Here is a 20,494-nt window from a genome sequence, read left to right on the forward strand (position 1 = left end):
CATGCACGTGGCAGCGGGTCAAGAGATCAACTGCTATTCAGCGGGTTCCAATGCCTCTCCGGCAAAGCACGCTTCGTCTCCCGGTGCGCATTCATCCTCACCGATCCACAGATCGTCATTACCGGCACCAGTGACGGGTTCATCAATCAGCAGGTCCCGTTCGCGCTCCGGATTTTGCCGGAATTCAACGACGATCGACGCCAGACTATCGGGCAGCGGTGTCGCTGGATCGATCTGCGTATCAATCAATTCCTGGATCGTTCCATCATCTGGATCGGCAGGAGCATTGGGGTTGGTTGGTGTGGTTGGATTTGTCGGTGTCGTCGGGGTCGGGGCACAGCTCGCTGGATTGGCGATCACGCACCCGTTGATGGTCGACGCTGTATCAAACGAAGATGGAACGCCCGTGACCGCGATAGCGTCAATGCCGGTATTGCCGCCAACCACGCCATTGATCACAATGGCAGCCGCAGGATCCGTCGCACTGATCGACAAATCATTGGCTGTAATTCCGGCTCTATCAGCAAAGTCGGTGCCGGTGCCGCTATTTTGAATAAGCACGCTGCCATCGACATTCAGTGTCACGCTGTCTGCCTGAATAAATCCATCCGGACGGGCATTATCGACTTGCCCCAAACGAATATCGATATCCGCAACACTGCTGCCGGCGATATCCGCTTCCGCGGTGCTGCTGATAGCTGTGATTGTGCTGGCTGTGATACCCAAAGCACCGGCGATATTGCCTGCCGTGTCTTGCAGACGAATATTCCCTGCGTCTGTGCCTATAGCTACGGTATTAGCGGCATCGATCCCGACGAAGTTATCCGGCCCAGCCCCGGTGACGGTCATATTTCCGTTCACAAAAACTGAATCATCCGCTTCCAAGAATAGCCCACCAAAGTTGGCGATGTTTCCATCTGTCGGCGTGCCGGCTCCAGCCGCGACGGCGACGTCCAGAACATCAACAGTGATATTCCCGCCACCATTAGGTCCGGCATTGGCAGAAATTGTCAGATCGCCGCCGCTATGGATGCGGGAGAACTCGTCATTATCCAAAGTGAACCCGATTGACGTGGCCCCGGGCAGTCCGCCCAAGGCGATATCCCCATCGGTACTGATCACGATCTCGTCAGTCGTATCGCTACGCCCAAGCGCGCCTGATGTGGCAATATTCATATCCGCAGAATTGGTCGCAATCGTCCGTCCTGCTGCGGTCGCCTGCAAGTCAATAAGATTACCGGCATCCATAGTAAGATCGCCCGCCGCATTCACATCTGAACTGATAACAATATCGGTTGCGGCAGTGATCGATATGTTTCCGCCATTGGTTGTCGTAATCTGCTGCGTTCCTTGGAACCCAGGCGGCGGCGCAGTGGTAAGCGGGCCAACCGCAGCGTTGACTGCAGTGGACCCACCGCTGACCAGAGTAATATTTCCAGCAGCATTCGCCCCTTGAACATCCAGATTACCGCCAACGGTGATATCGATATCTCCGCCTGTTGCGATGGCTGCGACACTCAAATCATCTGAGGCGTTGAGCAATATTTCCTCAGCCTCCGCTTCAACCAAGCCACTCGCAGATATATTGCCTGCAATGGCGATTGCGCCATCCGCAGCTTCAAGCAGAACAGTGTCCCCGGTCAGAGTGTCAATCGTAACACCGGTAACGCCTTCAATCTCGATCCGCCCTTGTGCCTCCACATCTGTCACCGCAACCATTCCGGTTGTATTCACATCAATGCCGACACCAGCAACGAGGCTTTCTGCGGTAATCGCGCCGCCATTATCGCCCGACAGGACAATGTTTTGTCCGGCATCAATAGAATTGCCTGTAATCGCTCCGGCAGAGACAAATCCGGCATCGCCTGTGACCGTCACATCGCGGTAAACAACATCGCCGCCGCTGCTAATCGAGGCATCGCTGGCGGATATCACATCACGGATCGTGACATCATCGCCCGCATCAATCTGCAATGCACTGGTGCCAGCAGTGACATCATTGAACGTCGCAGTCGTGCCAGCATCGATATTGATGCCCAGCCCGGAAATAAGATCATTGGCAGAAACGCTGCCGTTCTGGCCGCTGATGGCAAGGGTTGTGCCCGCTTGAACATCGCCAGTACCAATAACATTCAGTCCAGCAGATATTGTCGCGGCCTGATCCGCCACGACACTCGTAAATGCAATGCTTCCCCCAGCATCGGCCTCAAAATCGCCGCCTTGCACATCGGCGGTGGTGAAGGTCAGATCGTTGCCTGCATTCATTTGCAAGCTACCGGCAGCCTCAATCGCGCCCGTAACAATATTGCGGAAAGCAGTGACAGAACTTGCCCCCAGCCCGGCTGTCAATGCGCCTCCATTGATATCGCCAAGGCCCGCAAATGGACTGCTGGCAAGTGTCGGATCGGTCGCATTCAGAGTGATCGTTGTGCCCGCAGTCAGCGCGTCAAAGGTGATTTCTGTCGCGGTGACATCGATCAAACCATCCGCTGCTGAGGTACCCAAATTGGCAACCACGGCATCAATCACAATGTCGGTTCCGGCACTGAGGCCAGCATTGCCGACAGTTAAGACACCCGCCGTTGCAATATCAAAGTCAGTACCCGCTGTGGCGCTATCCAGAGTGATCCCATCGTCCCCGCGCAGCCGTACAGATGTGCCCGCGTCAATTACACCGCCGCGCACAGTATTGATTGCATTGAGATCGGCCGCACCGGTTGCCGTGACAGTTCCAAAGGCTATGTCCGCCGCACCGATTGTGACATCGGTCCCGCTGAGCGTAACAACATCAACTGCGCTGGCATCAATATCCAGCGTACCCGTGGCGGTAATAGCAGTTCCGCCAATCGCCCCGCCGGAAGTAAAGTCGATATTACCGCTGGCAGAGGCTCGTCCAAGATTGATTGCACCGCCTGCATTGACTGTGAAATCGCCGCCCTGAGCGTCCAGATCACCGAAACCGACAGAGCCGGCAGCCGTCAAGTCAATGGCACCTGCCACTGTGACCGCGCCATTGCCATCAATGTTGCCGGCTGTCGCTGTCAGCGACAAATCACCGCCAATGGCCCCGTTATTGAAAGTAACCGCCGCGCCAGTGATGCTGGTGTCGCCGCCGCTGATCGCATTGACGAGCGATGGATTGCCACTGGCAGTTATGGTGATGTCGTTCGCCGCATCGACTATGCCGAAGCTGGCATCGCCCGCTGTGGCATTGGCAGAGACTGAACCGTCCGATGTGATATTGCCAACAGCAATCGCTTGCGCTGTCAGCGTGACATCATCATCGCTGTCAATGTCGCCATTGCCATTATTGGCACCGATGGTCCCGTTCAGCGCGCTCAGCGTGATCGCATTGGGTGATGTGATGCTGTCGAACAGGATATTTGCTGCGCTGGTGAAAGCGATATTGGTGCCGCTGGCTTCACCAACGGCGATATCACCGCCATCGAGATCAAGCGTACCGCCTGCATCCAGATCACCGCCATTGATTGCACCATTTGCGTTAAACAGGATGTTTCCGCTGGCAACCGCGCCGGTAAAGTCGATGGCGCCCCCTGCATCAGCGGTAAAGTTGCCATTTTGCGCTTCCAGACTGCCAAAGCCGATATCACCGGAGGCATCCAGATCAATCGCGCCGCCCACAGTGACTGTCCCTGTTCCGGCCAAATCTCCGTCTGTAGCATCCAAGGTCAAATTACCGCCGACATCGCCGCTATCCAACGTCACATTGTCGCCGCGTAGCGTAACGAATGTCCCGCTTGTGGCAGAGCCAACATCGACATCGCCGGTTGCTGTCACTGTCGTTCCGAACAAGGAACCTGTCGCGCCGATCACAGCGTCACCGCCCGTCGCATTCACAATAACCGATTGAGCGGTCGATCCAGCGCCATCAATATCGATGCTGGCCGCGGTCAAACGGTTGAGGCTGGCAGAAGTGAAATCACCCCCGGTCAATGCGCCGTCTATATTTACGGTCAGCAAGCCATTGCTGCTGGCCCCGGCAATATCCGCATCACCGCCAACCGTCACGGTCATACCCGGACTGGTCGCTTGCGCGTCCAGATCACCGGAAGTCAGATTACCATCTACGGTGAAGGTCAAACTACCACTGGAATTGGCATCGCCAACTTGAGCATTTCCGGCGGTGATCAGCGTGATACCGCGCCCTGTTAGAGTATCAACATTGGCATTGGCGGCAGATGTCACATTGACCCCGAACGCGTCTGCGGTGACATTTCCGGCCACCACATCGCCCAGGGTGGATTCAAGCAGTGCAAAGCCCCCTACGGAACGAACATCACCGACATTCAGACTGTCGCCTTCAATATCGACCTGCCCCGCACCTGTAACGTTGCCCCCGCTCACCGCGCCGCCATTAATGGTCACCAAACGGCTGCCATTGATGCTGGTGTAAGCGATATTGCCGCCAGCGATCAGGAACACATCTGCGACGGTGCCGGTGGTGGTGACTGCGCCAGTGACCAGGTCGCCGCCCGCATCAAAACGTGCGCCGAAACCCGTCGCGGTGACATCACCGACAGTTACATCACCGGTTGCGTCAAATGTGGCGACTGCACCTGCTGACACAGTGCCAACCGTCAGATTGCCCGCGGTTGCATCGACATCAAGGCTGCCACCGGCATTGATATCCCCGACACTGATGAAGCTGCCCTGCAAATCCATCAGGCTGGCCGATGTCAGCGTTCCGCCGGTGATCCCGCCTGCTTGTGCATCCAGCCTTAAGAAACGTGCGGCAGTGAGATCGGTAAAGCCGACATTATCACCGACCAGATCAATATCGTTTGCACCACTTGCGGTGCCAAGGAATACATCCCCAGCGGCAGTGTTGCTCGCGATCAATGTTATGCTGCGGGTACCGTTAATGTTGATGGCGCCGAAGCTGTTATCACCGCCAGCGACAATCCGCACATTCAAGTTGCCAAGATCATATTGATCTACATTGATGCTACCGGGTACTGCATATTCAAATTCTGCCGCACCGCCAACACCGGCAACAGTCGTCAATTGACCGTCCGTATCGATCAGAGCCAGATTGATATTCTGCCCCACATCAATGCCGATATCATTGCTGGAAATGAGCGAGCCTGTGCCGAGCAAGCTGCCAGCGGCGTCGATCAAGATTTGGTCACTGGTTACAACCGCATCACGCAGATCGATATCACCTGTCAGGCTGGTGATCAGGAACTGGTTGGTGGCTGCAAGTGCCGTCGGAATTCCGTCCGTGCCCATCACGATATTGTCGCGAATGGTGATCAGAATATCATCAGCGGCCACGCTGGCTTGTTCAACCGTCAGGCTGATCACGTCATTATTGCTGTTCTGCCCAATCGCGATTCTGTTGTCTGACGAAATTGAACCGAGGCATACTGTGCCTTCCAGACAATTCGCGCTGAGCAAACCGGCATCATTGCTTTGGGGATCACCTGCGTTGGGTGCATTGTCGATATCAATCGAAACAGAGCTTGCGTCGATTGATCCACCTAGCCCATCCACCGCATTCGCCGTCATCACAACCGCGAAGTCGTTCGCGATGATATCACCTGCAGCAACGATTGACGCAATCGGTGTCGCGCCATTGCCTAGCAATTGCCCGGTATCAATCAATTCGCCGGCAGCGAGTGTCAGATTATTTCCGCCACCAAACGGATTGGCCGTATTTGCCGGACCAGCTGCATTGGCTCCAGCCTCAATCCGTGCGCCATTTTGGACAATAATATCATCGCCAGTGAAGACAGTAATCCCGTTATCGGAAATAACGTTCGCGCCGTTCACGAATGTGGCATTGCCGCCCGCATTGATATTTACAAAACCGGTTGAGGTGACATCGCCCGTAATACTGGCGCTGAAGCTCGGGTCGAACTCGTCGATACTGCCACCAGTTTGCAAACCCGCCTGAACCGTCAGGCCGCTAAAGACCGTGACCCCCGCACCGCCAACGAAAGCGGTCGGCGCTCCTGAAACAGTCGCGTTGTTGAGAATGACATTCTGTCCGGCATTAATCCGCACATCGCCCACACCGCGTACATCATGCGCTGTGATGTTGCCCAGCACATCTAAAGACAGAGTATTGTCGCTACTGATGATCGCATTATCTGTGGATGTGAAATTGCCGTCTGCTTGCGCGTCAAAGCGGCCCGCACTGTCAATAGACAGCACATTGCCGCCATTGTTGGTATGGGTGATGATGATATTGGCGTCTGTGTCCAGCAACGTTGTACCGCCAACTATCAGTTGGCCGTTACCGTCAAAATTATAAACAATATCGCCCGCAACATTGATCGCAACATTGCCAGTCACCGTGGTCGCGCCGCTGCCGCCATTCATGACAAAACCGCCACCTGCGGCAGCAGCTGAGCCGGACGCATCAACATTCAGCGCCGCAAAACTCATCACGCCCAGCGGATCGGTCGACAGATCATTCATAGTGACCAGTCCGCCGAGATCGCTGCCGGAGACCAAACCACCACCCCCCGCGCCATTGGCGAGCAAGGTAAGAGTGCCAAAATTCATGATCCCGGGACTGCCCTCGAGCACTTCGACCAGCGGACTGCCGCCCACGCCGTCGCCGCCATTTCCGCGTGCGCCAATTACGACTGTGCCGTCATTACCGCCCACGCCGCCATCGCCGCCCGTACCGACTGCAGTCAGAGAGACGTCTGCCCCATTGATTGTTCCGCCAACCGCGCGCAGCGTTGGCGATCCGCCCGTGCCGGTGCCACCGATGCCGCCATTGCCAGCCAATCCGCCAGCAGCCATATCAATGCCGCCACCGGCACCGCCGTCACCGCCAGTACCATTGCTAGCCAACACAAACGGCACAGAGCCGCCCGCGAAATCGATTGTCGAACCGCTATTGGCTTGAGTTGTCAGCGTTCCGCCGGTTGCATCACCACCCGCGCCGCCTACTCCGGCGACACCGCCCGCGAAGTTGCCACCGCCAGCACCGCCGGTCCCGCCAGATGCACTGCTAGTGAGCGATATTATGGTCGGGTCAAAGTCGAATGTTGCGCCTGCACCGGACAGGGTGAACACCCCGGTTCCCGCGATCCCGCTGCCGCCAGTACCGCCGCCGCCAGCAGCTATGAGATCATCCCCTTCGCCGCCGGTACCACCTGTGCCGCCAAAACCGCCAGCATCAATGAACATGCTGGTCAAAGACGACAACACTGCGCCTGTCCCCGTGACATTGACAGTGGCCGTGCCCCCTTGGCCAAGCCCGCCAAGACCGCCTTGCGCAGTGATACCACCTCTGCCGCCAGTCCCGCCATTGGCCGAACTGCTCAGACTGATGCTGACAAGGTTGGAGATAGTACCAGCCAGATCGACCGTAACGTCACCGCCCTGCGCAGAACCGCCAGCTTCACCGGCTTCGCCGTCGGCACCCTGACCACCGCGCCCTGCTGTGCCAAATGTGCCAGCCGTAATACTGCTCACGGCAAAGCTCGAAGTAGCGTCAGAGGTAATAGTCACTGTGCCGCCAGTGGCGTTGCCGCCTACCGCGCCGGGTGATCCAAATGCGGGGTCGCCATTGCCGCCAGTCGCAGATGCTTCTGCCAGTAAGGTACCGAACACACCGTTGGCCCCAGTGAGCGTCAAGGCAACCGTGCCGCCTTGCGCATTACCGGCAGAGGCGGTTCCTGATCCTGCGCTGGCCGATGCATCAAGCCGCGTGAAGCCGGTTACCCCGATCGTTGCATCATTTGTCGCCGTTAGAGTGACGTTGCCCCCGGTGGCATCTCCACCCGTAGAGGCGGTTCGCGCATCTGATGCCGCTTGAGCGCCTGCGGTAACCGTGAGACCCGTTGCCACATTGATGGCCGTGTCGACACTGTCGGCAGAGAACAATACGCTGCCCCCAGTGGCCGAGCCATTGGCGCCAAGCGCGCCCAAATCGCCGAAGGAACTGGTACCACCATTGCCGCCCAGTGCGCCGATGGCGTCTGCGCTGAATTCCGCTTCGGTACTAACCGATGTTACCGTGACAACACCGGCAGTTTGCGCCAGCACTTCGATCCGTCCGCCCGTCGCGGAACCCGCATTTCCCCCATCACCGGTCAAGCCGCCGGAGAAATCGCTGCCGCCGTCGCCGCCGCGACCACCGGTGCCATCTGCGCTAATACCGCCATCAACCAACAGGCCCAGCCCACCGCCATCGCTTGCAATAATCTGGATCAGACCAGCCGTTCCGTCACCGCCGGCACCGCCATCCCCCGGGCCGGTTCCGGCAGAGAATGGTGAATTGCCATCGGCCCCTGCACCGCCCTGACCGTTCGCTCTGATGGTACTGGCAAGTACACTCTGTAATCGCCCATCAACGCCGTTGACATCAAGGATGGAGGAACCACCAGTGGCCACTCCGCCATTGCCGCCACTGCCACCTTCTCCGTCAGAGAAGCCGCCATCGCCGCCAATGCCCGAGGAATCGATCGTAATACTGGTCAGGCTGACATCCACGTCATTGACGTTAAGCCTGCCGGTTCCGCCGGTACCAGCACCGCCATTTCCGCCGTCAAGCCCGGTGCCGCCTTGGCCGCCTTCGCCGGTCGCTTCAATGACATAGGTTGGGTCGGTGGCATCATCTTGATTGAGGTTGATGGTCGCGATCCCGCCAATACCATCTCCACCGACACCCCCATTGGCGGCCGCATCGCCGGTGCTGAAGCCAAAATTATCACCACCATCGCCGCCATCGCCATTGGCCGAAACGGTCAAAGTACCAAACGTGATCGCGCCGCTTCTGCTGTTGAATTCAGCAGATCCAGCCGTCGCAGTACCGCCATCGCCCGCATATTGTCCGGGCGCACTAACAGAACCGAAAGTCGGCCCAGACCCCCCTCCGCTGCCAGCAAATGCGCTTGCATCAACAATAACATTACCCGCCGCAATGGTCGCAGTACCGGTCAGGTTAAATACCGCGCTGCCACCAGTGGCTTGCCCGCCTTGGCCGCCCTCGGTACCTTCACCAAATCCGCCATTTCCGCGACTGAAATCGCCGCCGCCATTGGCAGAAACGGTCAAGTCATTGGTCACGGTTAAAGAGCCGGAAAGCGCATTGAAGGTCGCGCTGCCACCCCTGGCATCGCCGCCATCACCGCCGCGATTATTTGTATCAATGCTGGCCGATCCGCCGACACCAGCGATGCCGTCTGCACTGACATCAAGACTGGTCATTGTTGCGACAGTACCATCAAGATTGAAGACAACTGTACCGCCGGTTCCGTCGCCGCCGCGCCCGGCCTTGGGCAAACCACTGCTGCCGGGGCCATTCATGGCGGCCACATTGCCGGAATTAACCGTAAGCCCGCCGGAAAGCGGTGCTACGGTCAGATTGGTGCTATCTCCGCCGGGTCCGCCTTGTCCCTCGGCGCTAATAGATACTGCGCCAGCAGCGAATGTGCCGCCGGTCAGATCAAAGGTGACAGCGCCTGCAATACCGGTGCCGCCATCTCCATCAAAACCGTTGAATCCGCCGAATCCGCCTTCGCTAAAGGAAAACACAACCCCATCGCTGGTCGCAGACAAACGATCAAAATTCAGAGCGGCCGTGTCCCCTGAAAGAGCGAAACGGACACTGCCGCCCCGGCCAATACCTGGGTTGCCATCTGCGTCGACGCCTGTCCCGCCCAATCCGGTTGAATTGGTGTTGAGCCGGTCCGTGAACGTGATGGTACCATCAGTTGCCTGCAGCAAAATATTGCCGCCCGTACCGTTGCCGCCGTTCAAATCCTGCCCTGTGGAACGCGCGTTCAGATCGCCGCGGCCGCCAGAAATCGTAGCGCCATTTTGCGATGTTAGTGTGATATCGCCAGCAACGAAATCGTTACCGCCCCCGGCACCGAACGATGCCGCACCACTTGGTGATGCAATGGTTTCCAGATTGATACTGCCGAAGGAAATCGATGAATCGTCTGCCAAAATAGAGATCGATCCAGCGTAATTATCAGCTGTTTGAGACCCATCTTGAGCAACCGCTTGAACCCGCAATTCGTTATCTACGGTCAAGCCACCAGCCGCGCCTGTTCCAGTTGCCGTGACATTGACAACCGTGGCCCCGGTATCCGCGACAATTCCCGCGGTTGACGTGATAATAGTCAGATCATCCGTGATCCTGAGGAGTGTGTCAGTGCCACTGACTGCAACATCTACCGTTCCGCGTACAGCATCACCGGCGATGGAGACGCCCACCGCATCAAAACTGCCACCAGAAATCGTCTCTGCATCAACGAATGTCGTACCAAATGTGTGTGTTCCGGCAGTCACATCAATATTTGCAGAACCACCGGTAGCAGTGGTCACTTGAGCAACCGTATTGTCAGTTCCGGACGACCCTTCTGCCCGTACACTCAGGAACAGCGACCCAGCAGTGGCTTGTCCGCCTGCAAGGTCAAGAACAACCGATCCGCCTGTGCTTGTATTGCCAAGCAAACCGGAACCGCCAGCTGTGTCCTTTCCTTCTTGGGCAGAAACCCCGCTGGCATCCAAGGTCAAAGAACCGGTCACATCGAGAGTACCCGACGTGACAGACAGATTGACCTGCCCGCCAGTGGATGATCCGTTTTGGTTTTCGCCTTTGCCGCCTTGCCCTGATGCATCCAGCAGCAGACTGCCGCCAACATTGAGCGCACCGTCATTTTCAACGGTCAGGGTGATTGTACCGCCAGCAGCATCTTCGCCTATGCCTGTGCCGCCATTATTGCGGAAAGTCGCAAAATCATCTCGTCCATTGCCGCTGGCATCAATGATCAAATTGCCACCAATATTGATCTGACCGGCATCGGAAGGGGCCGGAGGTGGAGGCGGACCGCCAGCTGAATTACCCTGTTCATTGCTGGCAGTAACGGTAATCGTTCCGCCGCTGGCACCAGCTGCTTCGGTGCTCAAAACAAGATCACCAGCGATATCGATGGTGCTGTTATCTTGCACCCCGATGACAATCGCGTTGTCTCCGGTGATGCTCAGATCATAATCGCCGCGCGCATCGCCGCCGGCTGTGAGCCTCGAATATTCCTGCGTCTGCGGGTTCAACCCGCGCTGGGTGAGATCGACGGTGTCACTGGCATAGACTTCTACATCCGAGGCGAGTGTCGCATTTTCGATCGCCACGGACGCATTGGCTACTGCGGTATCGCGTTCAATAGTGATACCGGGATTATCCAGCACACCATCCGTGGTGACATCGGCACCGGCACTCAGAATAATGGTGCCATTATCGGTCCGCGATGCCATCGTGGCAGCGTCGAAACCAACCGACCCGCCAACCAGCATGGTCATGGCTTGGTTCTTGGGAACAGCAACCATGTAAATCGCGTGCCGATCGGCATTGACGATGCTGCCGTTGCCATTGACCGAAGCCTGACTGGCCGCTCCGCCAGTGGTTCCAGTGTGTACTATTCCGTTAGCGTCTTCACTGCCCAACCCGACGGCGATGTCGAACAAACCGTTGTTAATAGTCAATTGCGCTTGTTCGGCTGCTACATAAGCAGCGGCGCCATTTACCCGAACCGTACCGCCCTGTTCAATCCGCGGCGCGACCACAGCGACATAGCTGTTTGTATTGTTGGCATTAATGCTGGCACCATTTTCGATAACCACCGCGCTATCAGCGCTGCTGGCGCCCAAAAAGTTCATTTGGAAGCCGCCGCTATCGATGCTGTCCAACTGGCTGGTCGAAAGGACCAAACTGCCAACATCAATGCTGGCGCCAGGGCCAAGGATTATCCCGCCAGCAGAATAGAACCAGACATTGCCGCCTGTAATGCCGCCGCTCAGAATAGTGCTGGTGATATCCCCGTCGATACGGATCGCACTATCAAACCCCGGAGTGAAAACCCGGTTTAGGACGGTAAAATCGCCCTGCGCACTGGTAAATTCGAGATTGCCTCCAGCACCCAGGAAGGTGACATCCGTACCGGCTGTGCCAGCCGTAAAAGTTGTCCAATTGATGATCGCTTCGTTCGCGAACAGCTCGACAACGTCAGCGGCGATACCCGGCCGAAAATCCACCTCAGCGCCATCATAGGCAGCCTGCGCGAGCACATTGATGCCATTGGTGGTTGTGTTAAAATCAGTCGTCGCGACCGAGTTAAACGGGGTGTTCTGGACCGAGTGCAAGCTCAGCCCATTGGGCTGCGTCGTGGCCGCTTTGGTCGATACAACCACCGGTTTTGGCAACGACTTTGGGGGTGGTCCACTATCCGCTGGCATTGACACGCGCGCTGGCGGAACATTTTCCGGGCTACCGCGCCCAGAAATACGCACTGGGGCAATTGTATCCAACGTCACTGAACCAGAAATCCTCACCGGTGCGGTTCGTTGCAGACGCGGAGGAACAGTTGGCGCATCCAGAGTGACACCGCGCTGCGTAGTGTAATACTCCGACGCAATCGGCATTGGCGCTGATCGCACGGGTGCGGCGCTGGGAGGAGGTACAACCGGACGCTCAACAGGCAGCGTGACTTGCGCAGCACCCGGACCGGATAAAGCAGGCGCCATTTGCGCCGACACCGGGACGGCCGCGCCAAAAGTACCCATACCAGCCAGCACGATTGCCGCAGCTATAGCGGAACCTGTGCCAAGCAAACCTCTTCGCCGGACTCGGCCAGATAGAAGCTTTTTCGCTTTGCTTTGCTGGTTCACACTCATCGTCTTTTTCCTTTGGCGCCCAGATTGGCGCATTCAGTCACCATCAGTTACTTTCAGCAGGCTTTGCCTACTGTTCTCCTCACCGTCCCCAAGGGGCCAGTTGCACTGTCAAAGTCATGAGGATCCGCGCGTCACCGCGCCCCGTTTGCAAGGGTGCCCGCTCCAACGGAACTGCCCCGTAAATATCGAGATATCCGTACCGGCCCAGCGTGGCCCGCACTCCGCCACCGGCAGAGGTAATGGTTTGCGGATCACCCGGAACATTCTTGTTGCTGACCGCCATTACGTCAAAAAAGCCGTAGGGCTGGACCGCATAACCACCGGGTGTTTCAGGGACCAATGAGCCGTAGGCGATTTCCAACTGACCGCCATACCCGCTATCCCCGATCACTGCACCGGGATCAAACCCGCGTCCGGAGGTATAGTTACCGCCGGAAATCTGCTCGAAACTCAACAAGGCATCGGGCGAATATTGGAACCGCGGCTTGAGAGAAAAAGCCAGTAACGGCGTGGGCCTGTAATCCAATTGCGCCTGTCCGCGCACGACAAAGGCGGTTGGGTCACCGTCCAATCGGGACAGCGGGATGGCCCCCACCGCAGTGCAATTCACAAACCCCGCGCCGCAGGATTCGCTGGCGCCCAACAGATCAAAGCCTTGGCGAACTTCTGCCGAACCGGCGATTGCCCAGCGCGGCTCAAACCCGGAATACCCGGCTACACCCCGCAAACTCGGTTCGTCGACCATATTGAAGTCCAGCCGCCCATATGCGACCCGCAAACGGTCCTGGCTCAGTGGTAATCCAGAAAATTCGACATCTTGATTGACGAAATCAGCCCCGAATGTGCCGATAAGGTTGCTCGTTTGACCCCGGTTGAAAGGGTATGAAGCATATAATGAACCGATCAGCGTTTCGGATTCAAACAGATCCGGCCCGGCAATGCCGGGGTTTGACCAGGCGAAGGTAAAATCACCGCCCAGCGTGAGGCCCTCGCTTCCGACACGAAACTCGTGGCCAGCCTGCACAACGCGTTGTTCTTCAAAATCAGAGGTTGTATAAAAGCTCAGCGTGGTCTGATCGCCCAATCCCGTCAGGCCGTTAAATTGTGCGCGGAGCAAACCCCCAAATCGGCCGACCGAACGCGATCCCAAATTCTGGATATTGGCATCCGCTGTAAACGGCGTGTTGGTAACATTGAAAATCCCCACCACTTCACCCGGCTGGCGCTGCACGCTGCCGTCACCGCCGGTTGCGGGTTGCAATACCAAACGCACATCAAGCCCGGGAATATCCCGCGCGAGCAGCAAGTACCGCTCCGCTTCGTGGACATTAAACACCGGCTGATCCACCAGCCGGTCAATATACTTTTGCACTTGCTGGCCAGACTTCCCGGCATCGCCGCGTACCTGCACCGCAGTCATGCGCGCCAGTACAACGTCAAATCGAACTGCGCCGCCTTCAATTTCTTGCGCGGGAACCTGGACAGCGGCGAGATACCCCGCTCCGCGCAATATGGTCGCGGCCCTGTCACGAATATCGCAGATCGCTGAAACGGGCAGTTCTTGGCCAATCAAGCCGCTATAGGATGGCGCCACAACAGTCCCATCAATCGCTTCAAGACCCGTGAATTGCGCGGCGGACAAGGTGAATGTCAGATCAGCAAATTGCGGAGCAGCAAGCGGACAAGGGGCCCGTTCAATATCGCCTTCGACGGCGACCGATTGCCCTTCGGTGCGCAACTGCGTTTCCAACCGGTCCCGCTGGATTTCCTCGCGCGTGGTCGGGGTCACTGCCTGCGCGAAGGCCGGTAGTGACCAGCCTAACAGAGCCAACGCCGACATCCCGGAAAAGGCAATTTGCTTTGCGGTCTGCCGACCCGAACGCATCATCATTTGTTGAATGTCTTTCTGCACAATCATTGACCCACGACTGTTTCTGGAGAGGCACCATCACCGGCTGATACACCGCTTTCATGTGCCAAGGTGTTCCCTGACAACAGCGCGCGCTTGGCATCGCCAATCAAAGAGAATCCGGCCCAATAATACGGGTGGGATGTTTCAGGATCATCCATCAGTTTCTGCTGCGATCCCCGCAAAGCATCACCGATGGTTGCGGTCGCCCCCAGCCGGAACATTTCACTCATCAACCGTTCGGTCGCATCAAAATCGTCAGGCGCTGGCCAGTGACTTGCCAATACAGACCTGCCGCCAGCACCGATAAAGGATCGAACCAGCCCATCCAGCGCGGTGCCGCCGCCAGTAGACACACCCGCCGCGCGGGTTGCTTCAATACTGGCTTCACCGGCGGTATCGCAGGCAGACAGGATGATGATGTCGGCGTCTAAATTCAGCTCAAAAATCTCTTCAAACGACAAAAGCCCATCTGAAGTCCCACCGCCGAAGGATGTAACCAGCGCGGGATTCGCTGCACAGGACGGATTGGGCGGAGTAACCAGACCATGCGTTGCGAAATGGACGATCCGGTACTCATCCAGGTCGGCCTTGCCCTTCACCGCCGCGTCGCTGAACGCTTCGCCCACGATCAAGTCGGAGCGGCTTTCACCAATCAATCCTTGTGCGGTAAATAGCTCTGCATCATCAATCGGACGATTCCACAATCCCGCATTCCAACCGCATTCATTACTGCCGCTTGCCAGTACAGCCTGAACGGTTGGGGGCGGACTATCGCCGATTGGCTTGTTGCGGCCCATTCCAAGATATTGTTTCGCCCCGTTGGACGGATCAACCTTACGCGCATCAACGAATGCCTGCGCCGATACTGCCGTGCTGATTTTGCGGCCTTTTCCGAACCAATTGACGCCAGTGAAATCAAAAGCATCAGCGGCGGGATTATTCATCCGCGCCTGATACCTATCCACGGACGTTTGATCGGAAACCAGCACTTCCAGCGGCAGACGCAGCAAAGCCCCGTCTGGTTCGAATATTAGATGGTCAACATCCGCCAACCTGCCTGCAATAGGCGCGAATAAGTCCTGATAAAGCTTGTGCGCCTCACCCACTTCAAATGGGTACGTCACATATTGGCCCGCTTCCAAAAGCGAGATGGAGGCGCGGATAATGTCGACCTGAAAATCAAGATCTTCTTTTGAAATATCCAACGGATAGGCCTGCGATCCGGCACCGTCTGTGTAGAACATGAACAGATCGTCACCCACGACCAATATACGCGCATAGGCCTCGCCAGCGTCCAAGGATTGTCTGAAGTCGGACAGCTCCAACGACCGCGCGGCGACGGCACGGTATTGGGGGTATTCACTCAGCTGCGCCTGTGTTTGCAATTGCGACTGCTGAAGCTGATCGATCTGTGCCGACAATTCTGCACGCTGCGCTTGCACCTGCTCCGTCTGGCGAACCTTGGCCAGTGCCTCAAACCGAATGCGGAGCCGTTCAATGTCGCGGCCCAAATCAATCGATTGCCGGAACAAGCGCGCTGCATCATCAGAATTGGCGCTAAGCTCGCGGGCCAAAGTGGCCTGTGTTTCCGCAACACCCGGGCGGATCAAAACCTGCGCTGCTTTGAAGAAGTCAGCAGCCGCCGACGCGTCGGTACCGACTTGCGGTGCCAATACCCGGTAATAGGGGTTCAATTGGTTCGCAAAGCCGGAAATTGCATCGCGTTTGCCCACTGCATTGTCGATCACGCCCCGGTACAGGGCCATCGCTTCGTCATCGCGCTCCCTCCGCAGCAGAAACGCTGCGAGGCGGGCTTGCAAACCGCTTACCGCGCGGCGATCCGGCAGTTGCTCCTCCAAAATCGACAACCCGTTGCGCAGATATGCCTCTGCGTCAGCCTGTTTGCCGCGCCGCTCAGCGATAATTGCAAGCTCTGTAAGCGTTTGCGCGCGCAACCGGGCAATAGATGTGACCCGGCCATCGCGAACCGCAATCGCTCGGCTGTAAGATGTGATGAGGTCATTGCGTGCTGCATCCAGCTGGCCATCAATTCGCCGCGCGGTGCCGCGCAATTGCAGCGCCTGGGCATCAATAATCTTAGCCCGTTCCTGCGGAGTAAGCTTCATCTCATCAACAAAGCCCAACAGGCTGGTGCCTTGCCCGGCCTGATTAATCCGCTCCGCCATGGGTAATGTGATAGCAAGTCCGCCGGGCTGGTCAGAAACCCCCAGAGTGTCATTCTCCAAAGGGCGCGACAGCCGTTCGATCGCCTCAGGATAGAACCCTTGATTGAGCAAATGAACGGCTTCAAAATTGCGCTGCAGACGGCCCGCAATCGGATCACCAACTGTCAAAGGCTCAGCCTCTGCAAACAACCTATTGGCCGATCCAAACTCGCCCAAATTGCTCTTCTGCAAGGCCCGGTTGATGATAAATTCTCCGGGATTAATCCCGGTATCAGGATCACTTTCAAGCCGTCTTTGCAGCGTCTCAAAATAGGCAGCAGCCTCTGCATATTCACCGCCAAGATTGCGGCGATACCCTTCCGCCAATGCCTGTTCTGGCTTCAATGTTTCAGCCTGAACGCGGGCGAATGACACCGGGTCCGCCACCGATGTGGACGCTGCATCAATACTGCCGCGCGCAATGGCGTTATTTACGACAGACTTCAGCGCCAATAAGGTCGCATCGTCATAGGCGGTAAACCCGTCCGCCAAGAACGTCATATCACCGCGCTCTACGCTGAAGATCGACCACCCCAATTCAGTGCCATCGATAGAACATTCGCGAATTGTCAAACCATCCAGTGCGCTGCTGCGTTTAACATTCGCAGTGCAATTGATGAGCGATCTGCGCTGCCGTGCAATCACCTCGTAGGGATCATCGGCAATCGGCCTCTTAAACGCAAAGACTTCGCTAACAGGCTGCGCACTGTCGCGGCATACCACCGCCCAAGCCCGATCAAACATCGATTGTTTCGCCGGGCTTTCGACGCTGCGATCCTGAACTTGACAGAGAATGCCATTGCCGTCCCCGATCGGGAAACTATCGCGCAGCAGCACCGGCGCAGATTGCGCAGCAGCCGGTACACTAACCCCACACATGGCGGCAGCAAGCACGCTACCAGCAAGTTTCGCGCGAACGAATGTCGATGTCTGTCGAACCAATATAAGCTCCATCCCCAAGGAACTATGCCGGTGGCAGAATCACCACGGGCAGAGGCGAGCCCTCACCCGCCATATTGTCTATGCCTACGCCGTGGTTCGAAAAGGACGTAGGACGTATCGGACAAAATCAGTTGATTTTTTAGATGTCGCAACCTGACACAGCTGGAACTGTAAAATGCGTCACGACAGCGACCTAAGATTATTCAAAACCATGCCAGCTAACTGCCTCGTCCAGCTTCGCGCGGGCAACATCAAACTGGTTTACCGGCGCATCAGGATCGCGATATCCGATAGCCATTGCGCAGAAAACGATATGATCGTCTGGAATGGGCATCGCATCGCGAATTTGCTTGGAATACATCGCCCACGCCTCTTGCGCGCAGCTATCCAGCCCTTCCTCGCGCAGCAGCAACATAATGGTTTGTAGCCACATACCAATATCGGACCATTGCGGCGGCCCCATATATTTGGGCGTGTGGATCACCATCATCACCGGCGCACCAAAACAACGGAAATTATTGGCGAACCACATCAAGCGGCCCATCTTGTCATCGCGCGCAATATCCAGCGCAGCGTACATATCTTCGCCCACCCCGCGGCGGCGCTGTTCATAGGCACCGTCCAAATCTTTGGGATAAATGTCATATTCGGGCGACCAGCTGTCTTTGCCCTTCGGCAGTTCCTCAGCCACAGCATCGAGCAGCCCCTGCATTGGCGCACCTGTCAGGACCTCCGCATTCCACGGCTGGGTGTTACCGCCCGATGGAGAGCGCTGGGCCTTTTGGAGAACCCGCTCCAGGATTTCGCGATCAACCGGAGTGTCGAGAAACGCTCGCACGGAACGACGGGATTGGACGGCTTCGGTTGTGTTCATTGGGCCCTCTGTCTTTCGATAGCTACTGGCACACAAGCTTACGCCATCACTTCTTCGCTTCAAACAGTCCGGCAAGCTGCTCGATAATTGTGCCACCGAGCTGTTCAACATCCATGATCGTCACTGCGCGGTCGTAATAGCGGGTTACATCATGGCCGATACCAATTGCGGCGAGTTCAACGGGTGAGCTTTTCTCTATCCATTCGATCACTTTGCGCAAATGCTGCTCCAGATAGCCCGCGCTGTTCACGCTCAGCGTGCTGTCATCCACTGGCGCGCCGTCGGAAATCACCATCAGGATACGGCGGTCTTCGGAGCGAGCGAGGAGCCTTTGATGCGCCCACATCAGCGCCTCGCCATCAATGTTTTCTTTCAGCAGACCTTCGCGCATCATCAGGCCAAGATTGCGACGCGCGCGGCGCCATGGCTCGTCGGCTTTCTTATAAATGATATGCCGTAGATCATTCAGACGGCCCGGCTGGGGCGGCTTGCCATCGGCCAGCCAAGCTTCACGGCTTTGCCCGCCTTTCCAGGCGCGTGTCGTGAAGCCCAGAATTTCAACCTTCACGCCGCAACGCTCCAGCGTGCGGGCCATAATGTCAGCGCTGATCGCGGCGATGGAAATCGGGCGACCACGCATGGAACCGGAATTATCGATCAGCAGCGTTACGACTGTGTCCTTAAACTCTTGATCCCGCTCCATCTTATAGCTGAGCGAGTGCCCTGGCATGGTAACCACCCGGGCCAGCCGTGCTGCATCAAGCAGGCCTTCTTCCTGATCGAAGTCCCAAGCGCGGTTTTGCTGCGCCATCAACCGGCGCTGCAACCGGTTGGCGAGTTTGGTGACAATGCTTTGAAGGCCAGTCAGTTGGCTGTCCAGATAGGCGCGCAACCGGTCCAATTCTTCGGTATCGCACAATTCTGGCGCTTCGATTTCTTCGTCAAACTTGTCAGTGAAATAATTGTAATCAAAATCACCGGGAATATCGGTCCATGAACGGTTCGGGCTGACAGGCATCATGCCCTCTTCACCCTCATCGCCCATCTCGCCGTCATTCATTTCTTCTTCAGAGGACTGTTCTGTATTGCTTTCGCCAGTGTCTTCGCCTTCGGAAGCTTCACCGGCCATTTCGGTTGTCTGCTGGTCAGAGCCTTCAGAATCGCCGTCATCTTCCTCTTGCTCGTTTTCGTCCTGGCCTTCCTCGTCCTCGCCATCTTCATCGTCAGAACCGCTGTCATTCTCTTCACGGATCAGATCAAGATTGCGGAGCATATCGAGGGTAAGCGACTGGAAGCTTTTCTGATCATCGAGCGACAGTGCCAGCGATTCAAAATCCCCACCTGCGCGTTCTTCGATCCAGTCACGTACCATATCAACGGCTGGTACAGCAGCATCGGGTATCGGCTGTCCGGTCAGTTTTTCGCGCAGCATCAAAGCCAGTGCGCCTTGGACCGGCACCTCGTCTTTGTTCTGAGCCCGCGTAATCGGGTCGGCGCCCATACGAATGGCGAGCGCGGCATCCAGATTGTCGCGCATACCGGCAAAATTGTTTGACCCCAGCGCTTCGTACCGGACCAATTCTACCGCATCGTAACAGGCACGCGCCATCGGCTCAGATGGTGCATTTCGCCCGTGCAAGCCCTCATTATGGTGCCGCAATTTGAGCGAGAAGCTATCGGCAAAGCCGCGCGCTTCTTGCGCCTGTTCAGGCGGCAAAGTCCGCCCCGGCAACGGTACCCGGAAGTTAGCCCCGGCAGAGGACGGCGCATCTGCGCTCCACGCAATCTCAACCTCCGCCTCACGCGATAAAGCACGGCTAGCGCCCGTGAGCGCTTGCTTGAACAGATCGAGAGGAGTGTCTTCAGCCATAGAGCGGT

5 protein-coding genes are annotated in these 20,494 nt (G+C 57.0%); all 5 read right to left on the minus strand.

Annotation, left to right across the window (positions count from 1 at the left end):
• Positions 1 to 33: 33 nt before the first annotated feature.
• Positions 34 to 12,663, minus strand: a complete 12,630-nt coding sequence (locus tag HKD42_RS07335; RefSeq protein WP_170011769.1) for an autotransporter outer membrane beta-barrel domain-containing protein — start codon at positions 12,661 to 12,663, stop codon at positions 34 to 36.
• 79 nt (positions 12,664 to 12,742) lie between these two features.
• Entirely contained in the window at positions 12,743 to 14,554 is a 1,812-nt protein-coding gene (locus tag HKD42_RS07340) for a ShlB/FhaC/HecB family hemolysin secretion/activation protein (RefSeq protein ID WP_170011771.1), read from the minus strand.
• A 23-nt stretch (positions 14,555 to 14,577) separates the two neighbouring features.
• Positions 14,578 to 17,742 carry a CHAT domain-containing protein gene (locus tag HKD42_RS07345; RefSeq protein ID WP_170011773.1) on the minus strand — a complete coding sequence of 1,055 codons (3,165 nt, stop codon included), beginning with the start codon at positions 17,740 to 17,742 and terminating at the stop codon, positions 14,578 to 14,580.
• A 199-nt stretch (positions 17,743 to 17,941) separates the two neighbouring features.
• The gene (locus HKD42_RS07350) at positions 17,942 to 18,616 is read right to left on the minus strand and encodes a nitroreductase (protein ID WP_170011775.1); all 675 of its coding nucleotides are present in this window, start codon (positions 18,614 to 18,616) and stop codon (positions 17,942 to 17,944) included.
• Positions 18,617 to 18,662: 46 nt separating this feature from the next.
• Complete coding sequence (gene cobT / locus HKD42_RS07355; RefSeq protein WP_170011777.1) at positions 18,663 to 20,486, minus strand: cobaltochelatase subunit CobT; 1,824 nt, start codon at positions 20,484 to 20,486, stop codon at positions 18,663 to 18,665.
• Between the last annotated feature and the right edge of the window lie 8 nt (positions 20,487 to 20,494).

It is taken from the genome of Pontixanthobacter rizhaonensis (genome assembly GCF_012972675.1).
Lineage (GTDB): Bacteria > Pseudomonadota > Alphaproteobacteria > Sphingomonadales > Sphingomonadaceae > Pontixanthobacter > Pontixanthobacter rizhaonensis.

Bases quoted from the DNA above. Each gene is read 5' to 3' on its own strand.
- cobT (WP_170011777.1), bottom strand. From the start codon at position 20,486: ATGGCTGAAGACACTCCTCTCGATCTGTTCAAGCAAGCGCTCACGGGC.
- HKD42_RS07340 (WP_170011771.1), bottom strand. From the start codon at position 14,554: ATGATGATGCGTTCGGGTCGGCAGACCGCAAAGCAAATTGCCTTTTCC.
- HKD42_RS07350 (WP_170011775.1), bottom strand. From the start codon at position 18,616: ATGAACACAACCGAAGCCGTCCAATCCCGTCGTTCCGTGCGAGCGTTT.
- HKD42_RS07335 (WP_170011769.1), bottom strand. From the start codon at position 12,663: ATGAGTGTGAACCAGCAAAGCAAAGCGAAAAAGCTTCTATCTGGCCGA.